The sequence below is a fragment of the Streptomyces sp. NBC_00539 genome (genome assembly GCF_036346105.1).
Taxonomy (GTDB): domain Bacteria; phylum Actinomycetota; class Actinomycetes; order Streptomycetales; family Streptomycetaceae; genus Streptomyces.
This window is the reverse complement of sequence record NZ_CP107811.1, coordinates 27,192-44,566: the sequence shown is the minus strand read 5'-3', so window position 1 is coordinate 44,566 and position 17,375 is coordinate 27,192. Positions and strand designations below refer to the sequence as shown.

Below are 17,375 nucleotides of genomic sequence, written 5' to 3'. Positions count from 1 at the left end.
ACAGGGGACATGGAAGTCACCGCGTGGATCGACTCGCTGAAGGGGGATGTGGCCGAGGTCTGTGCCGGGCTGGGCGGGCTGGCTCCCGAGAGCCGGCTCCGAGCGGTAGCCGAGCTGCGCGAGGCGCTGGAAGCGGTGGTGACCGGTCGGGCTTTGGACGGTTCGATGGCCGCGGCCCGGGCCGAGGGCTGGGGCCTGCGGCGTATCGGCGAGGCGGCCGGCCTGTCACACGAGACGGTCCGCGGCCGGCTGGCCGGGGCCGACGAGCGCGGGCGGCCCCGGTGAGAACCGGCGAGGGCTTCCGGGCCGTCACCCGCACCGCCTGCGAGCGGACAACCGTCACCGTTTTCGGGGAGATCGACATCGCCACCGGACCCCTGCTGCAAGACGCCCTCGACAAAGCCCTGGCCACCGGCACACCCCGCATCGACGTCGACTTCAGCCACGTGACTTTCTGCGACTGTGCCGGCCTGGCCGTGCTGCTCCGCGCCCGCGCCGACGCTCGCGCCCGCGGCATCCGCCTCGGCGTGAGCCAGGTGGGTATCCCGTGGGTGAGGAACCTGTTCACCACGACCGGCACGGACACCCTCCTGGCCGACGGACCGGCCGCCGCATGACAGAGCGCTGCGCCGACGCAGCAGCGGGAGGTCTGCACAGCCGCACCCGGGTGGTCGGCCGGGGTGTCGGCCGGGCAGTGCCCGGTCTTTCATGGAGGGGCTGACCATTGGAGGGGCGGGGTGAGGGCGAGGAGGTGTAGGGACGTGGTGCTCAGGCCGCCGGTGGAGCCGATGCTGGCGCAGGCCGCCGAGGTGATCCCGCCTGTGCGTCCGCTCACCTCGAAGGTGGCGTATGAGCAGAAGTACGACGGGTACCGGGTGCTGGTGTTCACCCCGGCCGGGCCGGGTGAGGGGGTGCTGCTCCAGACCCGCCGCGGCGCCCCGGTCCAGGGCGCGTTCCCCGATCTCGTCGCGGCCGCCGAGGCGCAGCTCCCCGCCGGCCTGGTCCTGGACGGCGAACTCCTCGTGTGGGACGCCGGGGCCGGCGCCCTTTCGTTCGAGGGGTTGCAGCGTCGGGCCGCCGCCCACCCACGTGGCGCTCCCGCGCTGGCCAAGAGGCTGCCGGCCTTTTTCGTGGCGTTCGGCGTCTTGCAGCTCGACGGCCGGGAGCTACTCGACCTGCCCTACGTGGAGCGCCGCGCCCGCCTTGAGGCTCTGTTCGCCGACCACGCCCTGACGGCCCCGTGGACGCTGTGTCCGATGACCACGGACCCGGCCCAGGGCCGGGAGTGGCTTCAGTCGTGGACGGATGTGTCCGGCGTCGAAGGCATCGTGGTCAAGCCCCAGACCAGCCGCTACATGCCGGGCCACAGAGAGGCGTGGACCAAGGTCCGCCGCCGGGACACCACCGAGGCGATCATCGGCGCCATCACCGGCACCCTCACCCGCACGCAGCTCCTGATCCTGGGCCGCCACGACCACACGGGCCGGCTGCGTGCGGTCGGCCGCACCGTCCCGCTGCGCACGGAGGCGGCCCGCCTGGTCGCCGAGCACCTGACGGCCGCCGGCCCCGGCCACCCGTGGGAGGGCGTCCCGTTCGCCGCGACATGGGGGAGCCGCGACGTCCTGGACGTGCGCCTGGTCCGCCCCGAGCTGGTGGCCGAGATCAGCGCCGACCACCCGATCGACCGGGGCGGCGTATGGCGCCACCCGCTCCGCTTCAAACGGCTGCGCCTGGACCTCATCGCCGGGGACGTTCCTCGGTTCGCGGCGGCCCCGGGCACAACCGCAGGCTGAGACAGCAGACCGGTCATGGTCTCCACGCACAGCATCCGGCGCCTGTCGTTCAGGACGGCACGGGACCGTAGGAGCGCCGGGGTGCCCAGGCGTGATCCGAGGCGGAATCGCATCTCGCCGGCCCGATGATCCTCCTCCGAGCGACTCTCGCGCTCAAGGGCGCCCAGGAGCATCATGACCGCTCTGGCCTCGTCCTCGGTCAGCAGCTTGAGCCGAATCTCGCCCGCGGCATCAGGGAGCGTATCGAGGAAGTCTTCGTCCATGCCACAACTTCCCGACGAGTAGCTGGGGCAGCGCACGCAACAACGGCTGACGCCCCTCCGTCCGGGTGGGCCCCCACCCTCTTCAGCGCGCCACCAGCAGGCCCCGCGCGCAAGAGCGGTGCAATAGCTGCCGCGGGGAGCTGCACAGGAAGGACCGCTCCCCACCCCGTGGCGCTGCCGGCTGCGGGCAGGTCCGGCAGCCGTCACACGTCGCTGGTCACATCCCCGGCCGGCAGCATCCAGTCCCATCCCCGACCGGTGATGGGAATCCTTGGAAACCCCAATTACATGGGTCACGTTCAGGTGCGTGTCCGGCAGACCCCGGGCACGGTCTGCTGCGAGGATCGTGGGGCAGGAGTCCGGGGAATCGGCTGGCGAAGCGCCAGTCCTTGAGGCTCTGCCCGCAGCCCCCGACCGGCATCCCCCCCGCCGGCCGGGGCCGCCCCGGCCGGCCCACCCCCCCGGGTCGGCCGGGGCCCAGCCTCTACCCATCACTTCCAATGGCGTACCGGCTGCCAGCGCGGAATCGAGGCCGAGACCGTGCGGCTCCAGCAGATCTTCCGAGCGGAGTCAGTCCATCATCCGAGGCTTGTGGAGAAGGCCCTGGGCCGACAGATGCTCGCGTTGCTCGTCCAGCTCGCAGCCAGCGAGATACGGACTGGCCGAACGCGCGGATCCGGCGGGCGGTCAAGGCCCGCGGGCACTTCCCGAGCGAGACCGCCGCACTGGAGTGCGTCTACATGGCGATCATGTCGCTCGCCCCCCCGGCAAGGGCCAGGCCCGCTGGACCATGCGCTGGAAGACCGCACTGAACGCCTTCGACATGCTCGTAGCGGATGACCTCGCCCAACTGCTCGCCGGTCGGTGGGTCGAGGTCCCGGAGCCGGTTGAGTCCTCGCCTTACCAGCATGCGGTGGACGGTCGCGGGCGCGAGTGTGACGTCGTGCAGCCGCTGTAGGTCGGCGGCGAGCCGGGCTGGCCCGTGCTTGGTCTGCCGCCGCAGCGCCTCCACCAGGTCGGCGATGTCATCGGGGGTGCGGGCGGGGCTGTGGCGGGGCGGGAGGAGTGGTCGAGTAGTCCGTTCTCGCCGTGCGCGCGCCAGCGGGCGTACCACTTGGCCCGGCAGCGGCGGGAGATTCGGGCTTCCGCAGTGCGCGATCGGACGTCCGGCGTCGATCCGCAGGCATAAGCGCAGGCGTCCTTCGGGGGTCAGCGGTGCGTTCCGGTGCCCCCCTGCTGGTGGCGCTCCTGGACTCGGCGGCCGCGTTCATCGGGAGCCCTGGAATCTCAGGGCTCCCGCGTGAGCGGCTTTGCGTGGCGTCAGCGTGCGAACTTTTCGATGGCCGCTGGGGTGACGGGGGTGAAGAAGTTGACGAGGTTGCCGTCGGGGTCACGGAACAGCAGCGACCGGTTGCCCCAGGGCATCGTGGTGGGCTCGGTGACGAAGTCGGTGACGAAGCCGGTCAGGTTCTGGTGAACGCGGTCCACGTCGTCGACGAGGAACTCGGTGATCACGCTGTGATTGTCCCCCGGGCGGGCAGAGCCCGGGGCGAACAGCGGGACGGTGCGGGTGCCGGCGATCGCGAGGGTGGCGCCCGCCGTGTTGAGTTCGGCGAAGTCTTCGGTGGCCCACGTCGCCCGCACCCCTGTGGCTCGCTCATAGAACTCGACGAGGCGCGCTACGTCGCTGGTGATGATGCGGATCGAGACGAAGTCCATGGGGATCTCCTTGGCTGTGCTGGAGGCGTGCACTGCGCAGGCTAGGAGAAATAGTGGACAGAATCGGTCCTGTATTCGAGTTAAGTTGTGCACATGCCCCGACCCACTGCCCGCGTGCTGACACTCCTGGAGCTGCTGCAGTCGGGCGGCACCCGGACGGTGGCCGAACTGGCCGACCGGCTCGGCGTCGAAGGGCGCACCGTGCGGCGGTATGTGGACCAGCTGATCGAGCTGGATGTGCCCGTGGAGTCGGTGCGCGGCCGCTACGGCGGGTACAGGCTGGCTCCGGGGTACCGCTTGCCTCCGCTCATGCTCAGCGATGACGAGGCGCTGGCCGTGCTGCTCGGCCTGGTCGCCGGCCGCCGGGCAGGGCTGACGACGACGGAGCGCACGGCAAGCGAGACGGCATCGGCGAAGATCCGGCGGGTGCTGCCCAAGCACATCGCCCGTCGGCTCGACACACTTCTGGAGGCTCTCGCCTTCACGGACCAGCCCGGCGAGTTCGACACCCCGGACGCTGGGGTCCTGCTCACCATCGCCGATGCGGTGCGCCACCGCCGACCGGTCTCGATCCGCTACACCGACCGCGACGGACGGCGCAGCGAACGCACGCTGCATGCGTACGGGATCGTCGCCCATGCGGGCCGGTGGTACGTCACGGGCAAGGACACCCAGATCGGCGAGGACCGAACCTTCCGGCTCGATCGCATCGCAGACGCGCGGACCCTGCCCGGCTCATTCGAAGCGCCCGTGGGTCCCGGCCCGGCACAGCGCGTGTTGTCGGCGTTCGCCACGGCCGAGTACCGGCATGAGGTGACCTTGCGGATCCACGGGACAGTTGAGCAGATCCGCGCCCACCTTCCCGCCAGCGTCGCGAGCCTGGAGGAGCACGAGCCCGCGGCAGGCCAGGACCGGATGACCGAGCGCTGGCTGCGCATCGAGCTGCGGGCGGAGCGGCTCGACTGGTTGCCTCCAGTACTCGCCTCACTCGACCGGCCGTTCGTCATCGAGCGCCCCCATGAACTGCGCGACCTCGTCACCGCGCTCGCCGATCGCCTTGCGTCCTACGCGCGCCAAGCCTGACCGCGAGGAACCAATGTCATGAGATGGCACAACTAACCCGGCTCGCCGTCAGTAGACGACGACGCAGGGGCCGACCGATCGCCCCAGGGGGTTCGCGTCCTGAGCCGGGTACGGCACCAGGCGTCCGCGCCTTGGTCATCGGGTCAGGTGGGCGCTGATGGTTTTGCCGCCGGTGGGCGGGTGGGTGACGTGGGTGGTGTGGGCGAGGCGGTTGACCATGGGCCAGCCGAAGCCTCCGGTGCCGCCGTTCAAATCCGGGGTGCGCATGCGAGCTGGCGTCGTGTACGGCGACTTCGACGCTGTCCAGGCCGGCGGTCAGGTCCACGGTGCAGGTGCCGCCGGCGTGGCGCAGCGCGTTGGTGACGAGCTCGGAGACGACCAGCACCATGGCTTCCGCGGCCGCCTCCGCCGGCGGGGGTCGAGACCTGCGAGGAAGGCCAGAGCGCTCTGGCGTGCGTCGGCGAGGGACGTCGTCGAACGCCCGGTCGCGACGTTCACGCTCATCGTCTTCATGAAGGCAGCCTCCGGTCTGTCGATCGTCAGTGTCCCGCCCTCCCTGCTCGGTGCTCGTACCCGGCCCGTGCCCGTCTACCGCCTACCCGGGTCCTGTCGTGTGCGCGTCCGCTTCCCGTGACTGTTCGAGTTCGATTACCTCCCTGTCGAACGCGTAGAAATCTGTCTTGGTCGGAGTAGACATTGGGTGTTGGTGTGGTTATGGTTTCTCTCGTAACCAGCAAGGTCGAAGGGCCCGGCAGAGACGAACTGCCGGGCAGCAGTACGCAGTGCCCGTTAGCGCAGTACCCGTAGGACGGTGCGGCGGCGGAGTTCTGAAGCCAGGTGTGTTGTAGGACGGCGACGGGACTGGCGGCCGGACCGGGTGGCCCGCAGTGATCAGGGGCCGCCATGAGCAGGACCCGCAGTGCAGTATCCGCAAGTGCAGTACCGCAGTGAAGTGCAGTATCGGCAACACCCTCGGTGAAGGCGTCGTTGCGGGCGCGCGCACCGGGAAGTCCGGCAGTGGGGTTCTAAGCCAGAGCAGACGCAGGATGGGCGACGGGGCTGACTGCCGGAGGAGTGGCGCTGTCACAGGCCGCCGAGTAGTTCGCAGTAGAGCAGTACAGCATCACCGCAGTTGAGCAGTACCAGTAGTACGCAGTCCTGTAAGTAGCAGTTGATCAAGAGGGAAGAGCGGAGGAACGAACGCCATCAGGATCGCCCGGGCGAAGTTGTACCCGGGTACCGCAGGACATCGATAGTGAGGTGGTCTCCGGTCAGGCAACAGCGATCCCTGCACCCCCGACAGCAACATCATCGGGCGTGTGGAAACAGGAAGCCGGCGCAGTTCCAGGGCCGGCAGATGGTGTAGCAGTTCCTTCGGGGCCCTGGTGCCGTACGGCACCAGGGCCCCTCCGCGCGTTCCACACCAGGACCTCTCCACGCATTCCACCAGGCATGTCATACAGAAGGTGAAAGTGACAGCAGACGCCTCGTTCGACCGGCTCGAAGACGACGACTACCCCGCCTACACCATGGGCCGCGCCGCCGAAATCCTCGGCACCACCCAAGGCTTCCTCCGCGCCATCGGCGACGCCCGCCTCATCACCCCCCTCCGCTCCCCGGGCGGACACCGCCGCTACTCCCGCTATCAACTGCGCATCGCGGCCCGCGCCCGCGAACTCGTCGACCGCGGCACCCCCATCGAGGCCGCCTGCCGCATCGTCATCCTCGAAGACCAGCTCGAAGAAGCCCAGCGCATCAACGCCGAGTACCGGCGCGCCACCGGTTCGGCGAATCCGGCGGCCGCGGCCTGAGACCGCACCCACGCCCGCCGGACACCGGCGGGCGGCGGGCTGGCCCGCGCCCGGGTGTACCGACTCGTCTCCTCTGGTGACAGGGTGTGCGGACGTGTACCGTCTGGGTCAGCTGTCGTGGTTCGGAAGTTCCCTTTGCCCACGCCTTCGGCGTGGGTGTTTTGCTGTTCCCGTAGCCATGTCTTTTGCCTTCCAGTCGATGAACGCCTCCCACGATGTGCGGAAGGCGGAGGTGATCGCCCTGGTTCCTGCGGCACACCACAGTCGGCGGAACCGGGGCACCGGACTGAAGGCGCGCCGCTGCTCCGCGCGCCTCGACTTGAGTGTCCCCGGAACGCCGGCAGACCTGTGCTCTCTCCGGGTGGATGATGTGTAGGTGAAGAGCCTGGCAGGTGGCGCTCACACCCTGGCGGATCGCCGCGTCGGCGCGGGAGGGGCTCGTCGAAGGGACCGTGGCCGTGAGTGATGGGCAGAGTGAGCTTCCTCGGCTTCTGACCGCAGCGGAGACGGCCGCGCCGGTGGAGGCCGTCGACGTCGTCGCGCGGGATCTGCGACGGCGGTTCGAGGCCGTCGAGGTCTCCTTCCTCATCGTGGACCTGACGGGGAAGGCGGTGGCCCGGCTGTCCACCACCGCAGTGGGGGAGAGCGGCCAGGAAGCGGAACGGATTCCATTGCTCGGCAGCGTGTACGAACATGTGATCCGTACCCAGCGGCTGTACCAGGAGGCGACCCATCGCGGACACCGCGTGATCGCGCCCGTCACCAACCGGGGGGACGCGATCGGGCTCCTGGAACTCCTTCTGCCGGCCGGACCCGGCAAGGACACCCTCACCGAGGTCGGGGAGGCCGCGCACGTCCTGGCCTACGTCGTGATCGCCAACGGCCGCTTCACCGATCTCTATACCTGGGGCAAGCGTTCCAGACCGCCCACCCTGGCCGCGGAGATCCAGTACCAGCTGCTTCCCCCGTCCCTGTCGTGCGAGGCGGCCCAGTTCACCCTGTGCGGGAGCCTCGAGCCCTCCGAAGACCTCAGCGGCGACACCTTCGACTACATCCTGGACCGCGACACCCTGCACGTGTCGGTGACCGACCCCATGGGACACGACATCGATGCGGCCCTGGCCGCCACCGTGCTGGTCGGCGCCTTGCGCGGCGCCCGTCGCGCGGGGGCCGGCCTGGTGGAGCAGGCTCATCTGGCAGACCAGGCCCTGGCCGACCACGGCCAGGGCCACGCCACCGGGCAGCTGTTGCGCATCAACCTCCACACCGGGCGGGCCCAGCTCGTCAACGCCGGCCACCCCTGGCCACTGCGACTGCGCCATGGAGTCGCGAAGGCGATCACCTGCGAGGTGGACCATCCCTTCGGACTGTCCGTGCCCATGCCCCACCCCTACCGCGCCCAGGACGTCGACCTGCGCCCCGGCGACCGACTGCTCATGTTCACCGACGGCATGCTCGAACGCCACGGAGAGAAAGTCGATCTCCTCGACCTTCTGGAACGCACCCGGAACCTGCACCCCCGCGAGACCGCTCTGGCAATGACTTCAGCGGTACGGGACGCAGCCGGCGGCCGACTTGAGGACGATGCCACCGTGATGTGCCTGGACTGGCACGGTCCGCAGGAGACCCAACGGCACGTCAGCTCCGGGGCGGACACCCACCAAGCCTCGGCCGACCGCCCGAAGCCGTAGGTTCGGCCGTACCGGCCGCGAAAGCGAAGGCCGCAGAGCAGCGTGGTTGCCTTCGGCCGACGCGGTCGGTCGGCCTGCGGGGTCTTCTCCCGGATGTAGCCGCGCTTGATCCGCCCGGCACCACGGCGAGCACGGCGAAAGTATGGCGTCGATGCCGTTGGAGTCGTAAATGCCGGTGAGCGGGCCTGTGATGATCGGGCTCGACGAATCTCCTCACCCCGCGCTCGGGGGTGGGACAGACCTGCTCACCCAAGTTCCCCACCCCCTGGAAGCTGACCTGCGGTCGGGCGCCACAGCGGAGGGGCCGCCCGATAGCCAGCCAGGTCCAGGGGCGGGGCGAGCTGTCCAGGGTGGGCGCAGCCCAGCGCGTAGCGCCGCCGCAGGCGCCCTTGACCGGTCAGCACGGCCCGCACACTGCACGGTCGGGCGGCCCTGATCCCCGTTGCCAGCAGCAACCGACTGGGGAACGAAGAGCGGCCTGGGGAAAATTCGGGATCCGCATCAGTGAGGAGTCCGAGCCGGATACCCGTCGGCCTGGAGCTCGGCAGACATGCTCGACGCGATGAAACGAAGGATCGCAACGGCGATGCCGACGGCGGAGATCAAGGTGAAGCAGCCGCGCGAGCTCGTCGGCGTTCGCCGGCCTCGCGGAGATGGCCGTCTACGGCTGCCCGCGCCCTCATCCACGTCGCCATCGACGCCCTGGAGTGAACTGGCGCAATTCTCCGCAACTTTGTTGAGAGCGCGGACCACAGGTGCGTAGCGTCGACGGCATCGACGGACCACCAGCCGGAGAGGCGGGGCCCCCTTGCGCACACACCGACTCCACCGCCCCGGCCCGGGAGGGCCGCGGCCTCCAGTCGCCTCCCTACGGCGTTCCCTCCACGGCCCTGCTGGCCCGTGCGGACCGCGGCTTCGCCCGGTTCCTCGGCCGGCACGGCGAGGACCAGGACGACGGGGCCGACGGCAGCGAGGACCCCCAGCGGTGACCGCCGGCCACCCGCGCGACGACGCTCCCGGCAGCGAGGCCCGCCATGCACACCAGCACGCACACGGTCCTGTACGACCCCGATGGCCTGATCCAAGCCGGGCTCCCGCTCGACCACGAACCGTACGAAAGCCTCGTCAAGGCCGTCCTCGCCTGGACCGGCGAGGACACCCTCACCGCCCGCGACCTGGAGCAGATCGCCCTTCAGCTCACCGGCCACGCCCGCGCGCTCGTCATCGACGTCCGCCGCCGCGCCGACCAGCTGCCGAAGAACAGCGGACCCAGAGCGCTCGCCGACGTCGTCCTGCGCGGCGGAAGGCCGGCTGTCCACGACGATCGAGGGCACCGTGCGCTGCGTCCAGAACCGCGCCCGCCTCGTTCGCGCCCTCCACGAACGGCTGGACCGCCTGGAGGCCGCGCTCGCCCCGGAGAGGGTTGTACCGAGCGGGGGCTGAACCGTGGGCTGGACGGTTGCTTCCAGCTACTTCGTCAGCGTGTCGAGTGCCTTCCTCGCCTCACCCAACAAGTCGCTGACCTGGCGCAGAGCATCTTCCTGGGCGTCGGCGGGCTTGCTGACCGTTCCAGCGGAGGAGGCCTGGCCCGGCTCCCGCCTCGGATACCGTGTTGCTCTACGGGGTGCCATAACGGATGTGGCGCCCCCCACCGGAGGTAGTCAGCGTATGAGTTCAAAGCGCAGCAAGAATCCAGCCCTGCCCGTGCTTGACGACGCATTCCGACTCGCGTCGGTCAAGGACGCCGAAGAGTCCACCCGTGATTTGGCCACGCGGCTGGCGACCACCGAGCTGCGCCGCGTTTCCCACCCGGGCCGGGTCACCTGGGAGCCCACCGATCAGGCCGAGCCCGTACCGGTCCCGGCGACTGTGGTCGACGGTGACGGGGACCTGTGGCTGCGGGACCGGGGCACTGGCACCTGGACCATGCCCGAGTTCAACCCGAAGGAGTTCCCGGCCCGCTGTGGCGAGGTTCTGACGTGGAACCAGCTTGCCCGCGAGTTCGGCCCGCTTACCGCACTGGCCGACGACCGCCGCATCGGCGGCGGCCGGCGTCGCTGACCGCGCAGCCTTCTGGGATGACCGCGCCCATGAGGCGCCCGTTACGGGTAGCTGGGAGCTCCAGCTCACCGCCGAGGGACCAGCCTGGTAGCGGTCGGCCTTCAGTTGCCGTGGTGAGCGCGCGGCCCAGCTCGCCGATCGACTGGTGCCAGTCGGCCAACTGCCCGAGCAGGCCGCGCACCAGCGTCGAAAGCGGCCAGGGCGACACGTCCAGTGCAACACCGCCGCGCATCGCGCTCTGACCTGCGGTGATGCCTCGGATAGAGGTTCGTGGAATCGGTGTTGCACCTCGCGTTGCAGGCCCGCGCCAGGTCCGGGCGGAGCAGCCGGCCGCCGACAGCACGAGGCCCCGGGCGATGACGCCCGGGGCCTCTCTGTGCACTTCGCTCGACCGTCCTGTTCAACGACCAGCCGCAGCCGGTGTCACGCCCAGTCCACGCCCAGCTTCGCGAGGGCGGCGAGCTGGTCAGCGGTGAGCTTCTCGCGTCTCGCACGTGTGTTCGAAATCCGTACGCCCAGCTTCACGATCACCGGCTCTGCCTCACAGTCGACCGCGATCGGCTCACCGTGGCCACGTGGAACCGCCCGTTCGGCGCCTTCCCGTTCGACCCACTGCGTGAGGGCTGCCAGGCCACGCTGGAACGCCTGCTGCGTCTTGCTCGGCCCCTTCGCCGGCCCGCCCGCCGCCGGTGCCGGAGACGGAGGGGGAAGGGGAGGCGGTGCCTGGATGCCAAGGGCGGTCAGCCGCTCGTGCTGTTCGGTCGACAGCAGCTTCCAGGTGGCGGGCTTTTTCTGCCGCTGGAGCCATCGCCCGATGTCGTCGCCGTCCATGAGCACGCCGGGGGCGATGGCGGGCAGCTTGCCGTCTGCGTCGACCAGGTCGGCGAGGACGCAGTAGTGGCGTTGCCAGTCGAGCGGCCACGGGCAGTTCCAGTCCTGGCCGATCCCGGTTACTGAGCTTGTAGTCGTGGTGTCGTGCGTGTGAGCCCGGTGCCGGTGAGGCATCCGTCGATGATGTCGCTGCGGTATTGGATCTGGCGGAGGCCGTGGCGGAGCCGGCGCATGAGGTGGTCCGGGTCGGCGAAGGTGGTGTTGGCCTGGGTGGTGCGGCGGAGGATCGACCAGATGCCTTCCACCGGGTTGTCGTTGCTCCCGTAAGAATGACCCCCAGGTGCTCCCGCAGAATTAACCCCCCTTGATCATTTGGAGGGTGCTGAAAGTGGAGGACTGGGCCGAGATACGCCGTCTGCATCGAGCGGAGGGTGTGCCCATCAAGGAGATCGCCCGGCGCTTGGGGGTGGCCAGGAACACGGTGCGGGCCGCGTTGAACTCGGATCGGCCGCCTGTGTTCGAGCGGGCCCCACGGGGTCATGTCGCGGACAGGTTCGAGCCCCAGATGCGGGCTCTGCTGCAGGAGTGGCCGACGATGCCGGCGCCGGTGATCGCCGAGCGGATCGGCTGGCCGTACTCGTCAGCGCCATTGCGCAAGCGGCTGGCGCTGATCAGGCCGGAATACTTGGGGATCGACCCGGTCGACCGGGTCACTTATGAGCCCGGCGAGGTCGCCCAGTGCGATCTGTGGTTCCCGGAGACGAAGGTCCAGGTCGGCGCCGGGCAGGAGCGAGTGCTGCCGGTGCTGGTCATGACCTTGGGTTTCTCCCGCTACTTGTCCGCGGTGATGATCCCCTCGAGGCAGGCCGGAGACATCCTCTCGGGCATGTGGCAGCTGATCCACGAGATCGGCCGGGTTCCCAAGACGCTGGTCTGGGACCGGGAAGCGGCAATCGGCGGCAGTGGGAAACTCACCGCGCCGGCGGCGGCGTTCGCCGGCACTCTGGCCACCAGGATCAAGCTCGCGCCGCCCCGCGACCCCGAATACAAGGGGATGGTCGAGCGGAGCAACGGCTACCTGGAGACCTCGTTCCTGCCGGGCCGGCAGTTCGCCTCACCGGCGGACTTCAACCAGCAGCTCGAGGACTGGCTGGTCAAGGCGAATTCCCGCACGGTCCGCTCGGTCCAGGGCCGCCCGGTCGATCTGCTGGAGCGGGACTACCTGTCGATGACGCCGCTGCCGCCCGTCGAGCCGCCGACCGGCCTGAGCTCGAGGATCCGGCTCGCCCGGGACTACTACGTCCGGGTCGACACGGGCGACTACTCGGTCGATCCGCAGGTCATCGGCCGGTTCGTCGACGTCACCGCCTCGCTCGAGGAGGTGGTGGTGTTCTGCGACGGCCAGGTCGTCGCCCGGCACGAGCGGTCCTGGGCCAAGCAGGCGGTGGTCACCGATCCTGCCCACGCGGCCACGGCCAAGCGGATGCGCCAGGCCCTGGCCGAGGACCGCCACCGGCGCCAGGCATCAACACGGCAGCACACCGATGGGCACATCGTCGCCCTGCGGCCCCTGCCCGACTACGACGCCCTCTTCGGCGTCGACTTCGATCAGCCGTCAACAGAAGCGAAGTGACACATGACCATGGCTACCACGATGCCGAAGGACGGCCTTCCGTCCATGATCGCCTACCTGACCCGGGTCCTGAAGACCCCGACGATCGGGGCCTGCTGGGAGGACCTGGCCGCCCAGGCGAGGGATGAGAACTGGTCCCATGAGGAGTATCTGGCGGCTCTGCTGCAGCGGCAGGTCGCCGACCGGGAGTCCAAGGGCACCGTGATGCGGATCCGCACTGCCCACTTTCCGCAGGTCAAGACCTTCGAGGACTTCAACCTCGACCACCTGCCCTCGATGCGTCGGGACGTCCTCGCGCACTTGGCTACCGGGACGTTCGTCTCGAAGGCGGAGAACGTGGTCCTGCTGGGGCCGCCCGGGATCGGCAAGACACACCTCGCCATCGGTCTGGGAGTCAAGGCGGCCCACGCCGGGCACTCGGTCCTGTTCGACACCGCGAGCAACTGGATCACCCGTCTGGCTACCGCCCACCAGGCCGGCCGCCTCGAGGCCGAGCTGAAGAAGATCCGCCGCTACCGGCTGATCATCATCGACGAGGTCGGATACATCCCCTTCGACCAGGACGCCGCGAACCTGTTCTTCCAGCTGATCGCGTCCCGTTACGAACAGGGCTCGGTGATGGTGACCTCGAACCTGCCCTTCGGACGCTGGGGAGAGACCTTCTCCGACGACGTCGTCGCAGCCGCCATGATCGACCGGCTCGTCCACCACGCCGAAGTCCTCACCCTCACCGGCGACTCCTACCGCACCCGCCAACGACGCGAACTCCTCGCCAAGGAAAACCGCACACACCGCGACTGAACCAACCCCAGGGGGTCAAATCTGCGGGAGCAGAGCGTGCTCAATTCTGCGGGAGCATTGACAATGAGTGGTCGAGTCGTCGCGGGATGCCGGGCGGCCAATCCTTTGAAGCCACCACTGGGCTGGAGAACCACAGCCACACCCAGCATCCCCGGGTCTTCCGATCCTACGAGTGACCGGAATCAACCCACCAACAACGTAAGGACGCCTGACACGTTCCGCCCTGCCGGGCCTGGCACGAGAGCCGGTGTCACCGCGCGCGGTGGTGATGTGAGGTGTCAGGACCAAGCCGCCGGGTCCCGGCCTACTCCCGTCGCCGGCAACACCATCGAGAGTGGCCGCGCCTTGGCCGGCTCTGCACGCGGTCACGTGAACATCAACCCCGGCATGGCTTGGGCCGCAGGTGGTATGCGCGTAGCGCTCGACCGGAAGCGTTGTGGGTCCGCAACGCCATGTCCTGACCGGGGGTATGTCGTTGTCCGGGTGTCATGTCTCCCTGGGGCACCGCGCATGTCGGTCGGTGGGCGCGGGGAGTGTCGGACTCGGGTTGTAGGAGAAGCACGGTGGATGCAGTAACGCGTACAGAGGGCCGGGGTACGGGTTCGCGTGGTGTGGGACGGGTTGCCACGCGAGTGGGGGTGGTGGGTGCGGCGATGGGTGCGGCGTTGATTCCGGCCGGTGCCGCGCACGCCGACATCATCGGGGTCGGCAACCCGGCGTTCGGCAACAGCTGCGCCAATATCGGAGGAGCCCAAGCCCACGGTGCCGCCGTCTTCAGTCCTGGAGTGGCCGGCGGTAACCTCGCGCAGCTCCCGCTCTCCCTGCCCCGCAACCAGTGCGGCAACAGCGGCATCGTGTGCTCGCTTGTGGGTGGCGGTTTCTGATGATGAGCAACTTTTAGTCGGTGTAGTGGGGTGTCGCCGTCCTAGCAGTGGCTCTGGGCGGACTCGACAAAGGTTGAGAGTCGAAGGTGTGCGGTGGAGCATGCTGTGGTGCGGGAGTTGGCGGCGTTGAGCGGTCGGGCGCTGCCGCTGCTGCGCGGCTGGAGGGCTGAGCACGGCGGGTGTGGTGTGGCGCGGGCGTTGCTGGTCCTGCAGACCAGTGGCGGCATGAGCGACACCGAGTTGAAGGACGAACTGGTGGTCGCTCACCGGGACGCGCAAGCGGCCGGGGAGCGGGAGACGAGTCTGGTGTACGGGATTTTCCTGTACACGCATCGGCAGTACCAGATGGCTGCCGATCACCTGCTGGCCCATTTCGCCCAGTGGCCCGGTGATGAGGCGGCCGCTCTGATGCTGGGGGCTTTCCACTCCTGCGGCGACCCCGACTACCTCGAGCGTGGTGACGTCCTGGTCGAGGAGCAGTACACGCTGGCCGGGAAGGACTGCTGGCGGTGGGCGGGTTGGATGGCGTGGACGCGGGTGGAGCAGGGCCGCATCGAGGAAGCCCACGGGCTGGCCGAGCACACCCTTGGCCTGTATCCCCGTTCCGGGGTCGCCGCACACGCTCGCGCGCACGCCGAGCATGAACAGGGCGCCGGTGGGGCCGCTATCGCGTTTCTCGACGAATGGCTGGCGGCTGATCCGCAGGCCATGCAGTTCCGGCATCTGAACTGGCATGCGGCGCTCCAGTCGCTGACCTGTGGTGACTTCGCGGACGCGCGGCGGCGGGCGGATGAGGTCCTGACCCGGGCGGATGTGGGGATGCGGGCGGCCACGAACTGGCGGCTGCTGCTGGCCGGCCAGGAACCCGCCGGTCGCAGTGAACCGGAACACGTGCGAGAGCTGCTGGCCGCACCCGCAGGGATGGCGGAGGTCTTCCACACCTTCAACCTGGCCCTGGCCCTGGCTTGCGAGGCCGCCACCGACGACCTACAGGCGCTGGCCCGCCAGGCGGCAGCCGACGAACGCCCCGAGTACCGCGACGTGCTGGCACCGGTGGTGGCCGCCCTCGCGCACGTCACCGCCGGCCGGCCCCTTCAGGCTGTGGATCTGCTGACCGACCTGGGCGGGCAAGTGGAGCGCCTGGGTGGGGTGCGGGTGGAGCGGGAGATCGTCCAGGACACCCTCGCCCGCGCCCTGATCGAAGCCGGGGAGCCCGACCGCGCCGCCGCCCTGCTGCACGACCGCGTCACCACCCGCCGTCATCACACCTACGAAGACCTTCTCCTGACCCCCCGCACGACGACGGGCGTGACCGCCCGGCACCACCACGGCACCGTACCGGCCCACTGACCGCTGCCTGCGACACCGGCACCGGCACCGGCACCGGCACTGCGCGAACATCCGACCTTTTCCTTCAGGAGCGAAGTTGTGCCCCAGATCATCGTCGTATCGCCGCCCGGCAGCGGCACAGGGCTGCTGAACCAGGCCACCACCGCCCTCGGGTACACCCCGCACGGCACCATGAGCGCCGCCCAGCCCACCGAAGACCAGCGGCCCGTCCCGGGCGAGACCTACCCCCTGCTCCTGGCCGGCTACGGCCAGGACGAAGCAGTGCGCCTGCTGCACGTGAAGGGCCACGAGCTTCAGGACGCGTTCCAGGCCGCGGTCAGCGCCGCATGGCGGGTGTGGTGGATGCGACTGGGCCAGCCGGTCACCCACGCCTGCCCCCTCGACACCGGCCTCGAAGCCCGCCTGAGCCGGCTACCCGCCCATGACCTCTACACCCTGCTGCCGGGCCGGGGCTGCTGGTACCTCACCTGCCTGGACCTGGCCCGGGCCGACGCCGACTTCCTGCGCACCTGGCACACCGGCGGACACCCGAAGATCGTCTACCACCACCGCGACATCCGCGACCGGATCATCCACCAGATCCGCATCCTCTCCCAGCCACCCGCCGACCCCGCGACGTCGATGCCCGGCCACCTCGTTTACCACCGCATCCTGGGCGCCCTGCCCACCCTGGACGCCAAGATCACCCTCGCCCTGAGCGACCCGAACTTCCCCGGCCTGCAGGAGGCCCGTCGCAGCAGGTGGCTGCTCCATCATCCCGAAGTCTGCGTCATCCGCCACGAAGACCTCGCCGGCCCCGCCCTCGGCGGCAGCACCCAGGCACGCGATAAGAGCCTGGCCCGTCTGCACGCGGCCGCCGGCAACCCCGACTCCACCCCTGCCTGGCCCGCGCACGCCTCACCCGCCGGTGACAAGGACGACGTCGACACGCTCTCGGTGGGGGCCTGGCGCACCTGTTTCACCCCGGCCCACGAGCGTCTCCTCGAACAGTGTCACAGTGACCTCCTCACCGGCCCCGCCCAACCAGTCACCAGTCAGCCCAACACACCCGCACCCCACTCCTCTCTTCCAGCCGCCCGCGGGAACGTCCGGGACCGACTTCAGGAACACAGCGGAAACTGACCGGCCCGGGCACCCGGCCCACACCGAGTCCCGCCGTGACTGCCGATGTCCCACGGCACGGTATGCCCAACAGATCACGCTTCCGACTCCGCAAGCCCCTCTGACCGCTACGGGATCTCGGTCGGCCACCTCGTCCGAGCTGGCCTCCTCGTCCACCTCGGCGGCGACGTCGAGTTCCCCGACGGCTACGGCTCGTCGTAGCCGCCACACCCTCCAGTCCGGACGACGCCCCAGGGCGGTTCCCGCCCGGCCGACATCCTGCCCGCGCAACAACGGGCCTTGACCCCGGATGTTGAACACGTCTATGCGGCTTGGGTCAGGTTACTGACCTTG

General features: G+C 69.5%; 14 protein-coding genes and 6 pseudogenes. 15 read left to right on the top strand and 5 right to left on the bottom strand.

The window, feature by feature from the left end; genetic code table 11:
• Positions 1-9 precede the first annotated feature (9 nt).
• The 4 genes and pseudogenes from OG861_RS00260 to OG861_RS00245 form a co-directional block, all read left to right on the top strand.
• Positions 10-285: a hypothetical protein gene (locus OG861_RS00260; RefSeq protein ID WP_330260936.1), complete on the top strand. Its 276-nt coding sequence runs from the start codon at positions 10-12 to the stop codon at positions 283-285.
• A complete protein-coding gene (locus OG861_RS00255) occupies positions 282-617 on the top strand; it encodes an STAS domain-containing protein (protein WP_330260935.1) in 336 nt (111 codons plus the stop codon). Before OG861_RS00260 ends, OG861_RS00255 begins: the two co-directional genes overlap by 4 nt.
• A 144-nt stretch (positions 618-761) precedes the next feature.
• Positions 762-1,793, top strand: a complete 1,032-nt coding sequence (locus OG861_RS00250) for an ATP-dependent DNA ligase (RefSeq protein WP_330260934.1) — start codon at positions 762-764, stop codon at positions 1,791-1,793.
• 925 nt (positions 1,794-2,718) lie between these two features.
• Positions 2,719-2,882: pseudogene (locus OG861_RS00245) on the top strand (IS256 family transposase); the annotation flags it as partial.
• A gap of 74 nt (positions 2,883-2,956) precedes the next feature.
• Here the strand turns inward: OG861_RS00245 and OG861_RS34180 are convergent.
• Positions 2,957-3,205 (bottom strand): annotated as a pseudogene (locus OG861_RS34180) (leucine zipper domain-containing protein); the annotation flags it as partial.
• Positions 3,206-3,376: 171 nt separating this feature from the next.
• Positions 3,377-3,775 carry a VOC family protein gene (locus OG861_RS00240; protein ID WP_329201875.1) on the bottom strand — a complete coding sequence of 133 codons (399 nt, stop codon included), beginning with the start codon at positions 3,773-3,775 and terminating at the stop codon, positions 3,377-3,379.
• Positions 3,776-3,868: 93 nt separating this feature from the next.
• Here OG861_RS00240 and OG861_RS00235 point away from each other — a divergent pair, with 93 nt between their 5' ends.
• Positions 3,869-4,858, top strand: coding sequence for a helix-turn-helix transcriptional regulator (locus OG861_RS00235; protein ID WP_329201877.1), 990 nt, complete (start codon positions 3,869-3,871; stop codon positions 4,856-4,858).
• Between the two features lie 135 nt (positions 4,859-4,993).
• Here OG861_RS00235 and OG861_RS00230 read toward each other — a convergent pair.
• Positions 4,994-5,371, bottom strand: a pseudogene (locus OG861_RS00230) (ATP-binding protein).
• Between the two features lie 959 nt (positions 5,372-6,330).
• Here OG861_RS00230 and OG861_RS00225 point away from each other — a divergent pair.
• The 5 genes and pseudogenes from OG861_RS00225 to OG861_RS00205 all read left to right on the top strand — a co-directional run bounded on the left by OG861_RS00225 (position 6,331) and on the right by OG861_RS00205 (position 10,421).
• Entirely contained in the window at positions 6,331-6,669 is a 339-nt protein-coding gene (locus OG861_RS00225) for a MerR family transcriptional regulator (protein ID WP_330260933.1), read from the top strand.
• A gap of 458 nt (positions 6,670-7,127) precedes the next feature.
• A complete protein-coding gene (locus tag OG861_RS00220) occupies positions 7,128-8,360 on the top strand; it encodes a PP2C family protein-serine/threonine phosphatase (RefSeq protein ID WP_327286714.1) in 1,233 nt (410 codons plus the stop codon).
• A gap of 755 nt (positions 8,361-9,115) precedes the next feature.
• Positions 9,116-9,349 (top strand): hypothetical protein, encoded by a 234-nt coding sequence (locus OG861_RS00215; RefSeq protein ID WP_330260932.1) that lies wholly within the window; start codon positions 9,116-9,118, stop codon positions 9,347-9,349.
• A gap of 45 nt (positions 9,350-9,394) precedes the next feature.
• Positions 9,395-9,803: pseudogene (locus OG861_RS00210) on the top strand (DUF6415 family natural product biosynthesis protein).
• 261 nt (positions 9,804-10,064) lie between these two features.
• The gene (locus OG861_RS00205; RefSeq protein WP_330260931.1) at positions 10,065-10,421 is read left to right on the top strand and encodes a hypothetical protein; all 357 of its coding nucleotides are present in this window, start codon (positions 10,065-10,067) and stop codon (positions 10,419-10,421) included.
• Positions 10,422-10,844: 423 nt separating this feature from the next.
• Here the strand turns inward: OG861_RS00205 and OG861_RS00200 are convergent.
• A pseudogene (locus tag OG861_RS00200) lies at positions 10,845-11,366 on the bottom strand (helicase associated domain-containing protein); the annotation flags it as partial.
• Positions 11,367-11,371: 5 nt separating this feature from the next.
• Positions 11,372-11,569, bottom strand: a pseudogene (locus OG861_RS00195) (IS630 family transposase); the annotation flags it as partial.
• Between the two features lie 62 nt (positions 11,570-11,631).
• Here OG861_RS00195 and istA point away from each other — a divergent pair.
• The 5 genes from istA to OG861_RS00170 all read left to right on the top strand — a co-directional run bounded on the left by istA (position 11,632) and on the right by OG861_RS00170 (position 17,042).
• Entirely contained in the window at positions 11,632-12,885 is a 1,254-nt protein-coding gene (gene istA, locus OG861_RS00190) for an IS21 family transposase (protein WP_330260930.1), read from the top strand.
• Positions 12,886-12,888: 3 nt separating this feature from the next.
• On the top strand, positions 12,889-13,686 hold the full coding sequence (gene istB, locus OG861_RS00185) for an IS21-like element helper ATPase IstB (RefSeq protein WP_330260929.1): 798 nt from the start codon (positions 12,889-12,891) through the stop codon (positions 13,684-13,686).
• Between the two features lie 653 nt (positions 13,687-14,339).
• The gene (locus OG861_RS00180; protein ID WP_330260928.1) at positions 14,340-14,570 is read left to right on the top strand and encodes a chaplin family protein; all 231 of its coding nucleotides are present in this window, start codon (positions 14,340-14,342) and stop codon (positions 14,568-14,570) included.
• 93 nt (positions 14,571-14,663) lie between these two features.
• On the top strand, positions 14,664-15,920 hold the full coding sequence (locus tag OG861_RS00175; RefSeq protein ID WP_330260927.1) for a hypothetical protein: 1,257 nt from the start codon (positions 14,664-14,666) through the stop codon (positions 15,918-15,920).
• 78 nt (positions 15,921-15,998) lie between these two features.
• Positions 15,999-17,042, top strand: coding sequence for a hypothetical protein (locus OG861_RS00170; RefSeq protein ID WP_330260926.1), 1,044 nt, complete (start codon positions 15,999-16,001; stop codon positions 17,040-17,042).
• Positions 17,043-17,375: the final 333 nt, after the last annotated feature.

What these genes read in the sequence shown, in the direction of transcription:
- OG861_RS00260 (WP_330260936.1), top strand. Translation starts at nt 10, where the DNA reads ATGGAAGTCACCGCGTGGATCGACTCGCTGAAGGGGGATGTGGCCGAG.
- OG861_RS00240 (WP_329201875.1), bottom strand. Translation starts at nt 3,775, where the DNA reads ATGGACTTCGTCTCGATCCGCATCATCACCAGCGACGTAGCGCGCCTC.
- OG861_RS00235 (WP_329201877.1), top strand. Translation starts at nt 3,869, where the DNA reads ATGCCCCGACCCACTGCCCGCGTGCTGACACTCCTGGAGCTGCTGCAG.
- istB (WP_330260929.1), top strand. Translation starts at nt 12,889, where the DNA reads ATGACCATGGCTACCACGATGCCGAAGGACGGCCTTCCGTCCATGATC.
- OG861_RS00180 (WP_330260928.1), top strand. Translation starts at nt 14,340, where the DNA reads ATGGGTGCGGCGTTGATTCCGGCCGGTGCCGCGCACGCCGACATCATC.